Source organism: Syntrophobacterales bacterium (assembly GCA_019429105.1).
Lineage (GTDB): Bacteria > Desulfobacterota > Syntrophia > Syntrophales > UBA5619 > DYTH01.
In genome coordinates this window covers 1-3,821 of record JAHYJE010000082.1, presented here as the reverse complement: position 1 = coordinate 3,821, position 3,821 = coordinate 1, and the positions used below count along the sequence as shown (strand labels likewise).

The 3,821-nt window shown below is 58.2% G+C and carries 4 protein-coding genes; all 4 read left to right on the top strand.

Going from position 1 to position 3,821, the window contains the following annotated elements:
• Positions 1 to 482 (top strand): FCD domain-containing protein (locus tag K0B01_14695; protein ID MBW6487391.1); only part of this gene is annotated, 482 nt, incomplete at its 5' end.
• Positions 483 to 582: 100 nt separating this feature from the next.
• Positions 583 to 1,563 (top strand): tripartite tricarboxylate transporter substrate binding protein, encoded by a 981-nt coding sequence (locus K0B01_14690; protein ID MBW6487390.1) that lies wholly within the window; start codon positions 583 to 585, stop codon positions 1,561 to 1,563.
• Positions 1,564 to 1,656: 93 nt separating this feature from the next.
• A complete protein-coding gene (locus K0B01_14685; GenBank protein ID MBW6487389.1) occupies positions 1,657 to 2,115 on the top strand; it encodes a tripartite tricarboxylate transporter TctB family protein in 459 nt (152 codons plus the stop codon).
• Between the two features lie 18 nt (positions 2,116 to 2,133).
• Entirely contained in the window at positions 2,134 to 3,654 is a 1,521-nt protein-coding gene (locus K0B01_14680) for a tripartite tricarboxylate transporter permease (protein ID MBW6487388.1), read from the top strand.
• Positions 3,655 to 3,821: the final 167 nt, after the last annotated feature.

Genomic DNA, 3,821 nt, shown 5'->3' with positions numbered 1-3,821 from the left:
AGGCGCTGGAGATCGGCGCGGTGCAACTTACCATTAAGGTTGCGACGGATGCCGATTTGCTCGCGATTCAAAAGGCATGGGAAGAAAAGTGCGAACGGGGACGCCGCGGCGATCTGGAGGAGTACCTCCGCTACGGGAAGGAGTACCATCTGGCCATCGCCCGCGCCACGAAAAACCGGCTTATCGAAACGATTACCGAAAAGCTTCTCGACATGACCATTCAGCCCCTCTGGATCAAGATGCGGCGGGATTACTTCCTCAAGGACCCCTCTCGAATCGAGTTGATGCTCGACATCCATGACCGGATACTGAAGGCGATCGTCGCGCGGGATGCGGAGGGGGCGGCCCGGGAACTGGAAATCCATTACGACATTCAGATTGAGCAGATCTATAATCAAAACGACGAGAGCAGTCACGAACAGACCGTAAAACCGGTGCTGCTTGAAGAAAACAAAGGGGGTGATCGCGGCAATATTCGCTGAACGAAGCTGGTGTAGGGTTAGGATGTCATTAATTTCTAAGTCCGGCCGCTACGGTTTTTGGGAGACTGCTGGTGTTCCGGAACCATTATGGAGGTGGAGAATGAAAACCCTGTATAGACTGTCAGTATTGTTTTTGGTGGCGCTGTTTATTGCCGTTGGAGCGGGAAGTGCGCTGGGCGCCGGATATCCGGAAAAACCCGTTACCCTGATTGTCCATGCCGGCGCCGGAGGCGGAAGCGACATCTTTGCCCGCACCCTGGCTGCGGCCGTGGAAAAGAATCAGCTCCTCCCCAAACCGCTGGTCGTCGAGAACAAGCCGGGCGGAAGCGGCGGCATCGCCTTTGCCTATGTGGCCAACAAGAAGAAAGATCCGTACTACATGGTGACCGCAGTCACGAGCTTCATGACTACGCCGCTGATGGGGAAAGCCCCCGTCGGGTTGAAGGATTTCACGCCGCTCGCCAATTTCGCCTTCGATGAATACATGCTGATGGTGAAAGCCGATTCCAAGTACAAATCGATGAAGGACGTCATCGCGGACGCGAAAGCCAATCCGAAGAAGATCACCATAGGCGGCACCCAGCTTGGGTCCTCCGACTCGATCTGCTCCTACCTGATTGAGAAGTCAGCCGGCGTCCAGTTCAACTACGTCGTTTTCAACAGCGGCGGCGAGGTCAATGCTGCCGTCCTGGGCGGCCACGTGGACATGATGGTTGCCAACCCCGGCGAAGCGCTGGAGCTCTACAAGGCCGGCAAGGTCCGAATCCTGGGCGTCTATGCCGAAAAGCGGCTCGCCGGCGCCCCCGACGTTCCGACAATGAAGGAGCAGGGGATAGACGCAATCTACGTCCAGAACCGCGGTCTCGTCGCCCCGGCCGACATTCCGGCCGATGCCCGCAAGGTTCTGGAGGATGCACTCCACAAGTACACGCAGACTGACATCTTCAAGAAGTACTGCAAGGACAACATGCTCTCCGAGGCGTGGATGGACGGTGCGACCTTCGGGAAGTGGCTGCAGAAGGAAGTCGACAGGTACACCGTCGTCCTCACGGACATGGGCATGATCAAGAAAAAGAAGTAACGCAAGCTCCTGCGTAATTGGAACCCGGACGCGGGGGCACAGCCCATTGTGCCCCCGCCTTGAATGGTGGTCCATAAGAAAGGCGATAGTTCGATGAAGAAAGCGGATCTGGTCACCGGCGTTGTGCTGCTGGTTCTGGCGGGATATGTCATCCACGAGGCATGGCTGATGCCGCCATCGGGGACTTTTGGCCCGGGGAGCGGTTTTTTGCCCTTTTGGCTGGGGATCATCCTGGCCGGACTTTCACTGATTCTCGTCGTCGGGGCGGCCGTGCGGCCACAGGACTCGAACGATGTCTCTCCCTTCCCGGCCCGGCAGGCCCTCCTGGCCGTGGCCAAGGTCTTGGGGGGGCTGGTCCTCTTTACGCTGCTGATGGAGACGGTGGGGTTCATCGCGAATACTTTCATTTTCGTGCTTTACCTCATGAAGGTTGTCCAGCGGGAGCGCTGGCTGTCGTCGCTCCTGATCGCCGCTGCGACTACGGCCAGTCTCTTTATCGTCTTCCAGGTTCTGCTGGGGATCTCGCTTCCCAAAAACATGTTCGGCTTTTAGTGTTCTGGAGGTTATACCTTGGATATTTTTAACAATATATTCATGGGGTTTCAGGTCGCGGCCTCTTGGCACAACCTGCTCTTCTGTTTCATGGGCACGCTGTTCGGAACCCTGATCGGCGTGTTGCCGGGAATCGGCCCGACGACTGGGGTGGCGATCCTGATTCCGATCACCTTCGGGATGAATCCGACAACCGCGATCATTACGATGGCCGGGGTTTACTACGGGGCGATGTTCGGAGGGGCGACCACCTCTATTCTTTTGAATGTCCCGGGTGAGTCAGCGTCGGTAATGACCTGCCTCGATGGTCACCAGCTCGCCAAGAACGGTCGGCCCGGACCCGCCCTGGGAATGGCATCAATGTCTTCCTTCATCGGGGGCACTTTCGCTGTTTTCCTGCTGACCTTTCTCGCGCCGGCGCTGGCCGGTTTCGCCGTCTCTTTCGGCCCTCCGGAATACTTCGCCCTCACCTTTATGGGGCTGACCCTGGTAACCTCGCTCGGGGGGGATTCCCCGCTCAAGGGGATCATCAGCGGCATCTTGGGACTCTTGGTGGCCTGTGTCGGAATCGATGCGCAGAGCGGCGTCGCCCGCTTCACCTTCGATATCATGTACACACTGGACGGCATCGGCTTCATCGGGGTCGCGGTCGGGCTCTTCGCCCTCGCGGAGATCCTGGAAAACATGGAAGCGCCGCTAGAGACGATGGTCTCGAAGACAAAACTGCGCATCCGGACCCTCTTCCCGAACCTGCAGGACTGGAAGAACTCCTGGAAGACCATTATCCGGGGCTCTTTCATAGGATTCTTCATTGGCATTTTGCCCGGGGCCGGGGCGACAATCGCCTCCTTTATGTCCTACGCGGCGGCGAAGAAGTTCAGCAAACACCCGGAGAAGTTCGGAAAGGGCGTTATTGAAGGAGTGGCTGCGCCGGAGTCGGCCAACAATGCAGCGGCGGGCGGCGCGATGGTGTCGCTCCTCACGCTGGGCATCCCCGGTTCGGGGACCACGGCGGTTCTGCTGGGCGCTCTGCTCATTCACGGGATGCGTCCGGGTCCGCTTCTCTTCTCGACCAACCCGGAATTCGTCTGGGGACTGATTGCCAGCATGTACATCGGCAACGTGATGCTGATCATCCAGAATATGCCGATGATCGGACTCTGGGTCCGGCTGCTGAAGGTTCCCTACAAGATACTGATGCCGCTGATCATCACGATCTCCGCGGTCGGCGTTTTTGCGACGGACAACAACATCGCCGACGTCTGGGTCATGCTCATCTTCGGCGCGATCGGATACGTCATGCGCAAGATGAAATACCCGGCGGCGCCGATGGTGCTGGCGCTCGTGCTGGGGCCGATGGTGGAGATGTCGCTCCGGCAGTCGCTGACGATCTCCCATGGCGACGTCGCGATCTTCTTCACCCGTCCGATCTCCGCGACGCTCTCGATATTTGCGATCCTCTCGCTGTTTGCCCCCCTGCTCCGCATCCTCTGGGGAAAATACCGGCGGGGAAAAACGACGGCCGCAGGAGGACGTTAAATGGCAGGAAGAAGCACCGGATCGGTAATATTAATTTCATAGTCAGGAGTATTGCATGAAAGTGATCGGAGTTTATATGGACCGCTGCCTGGGTTGCAAGACCTGTGAGCTGTACTGCGGGGCGGAACGGGGCAGCGAGGGGAAGACCCTGCTTGCCGCCGTTCAGG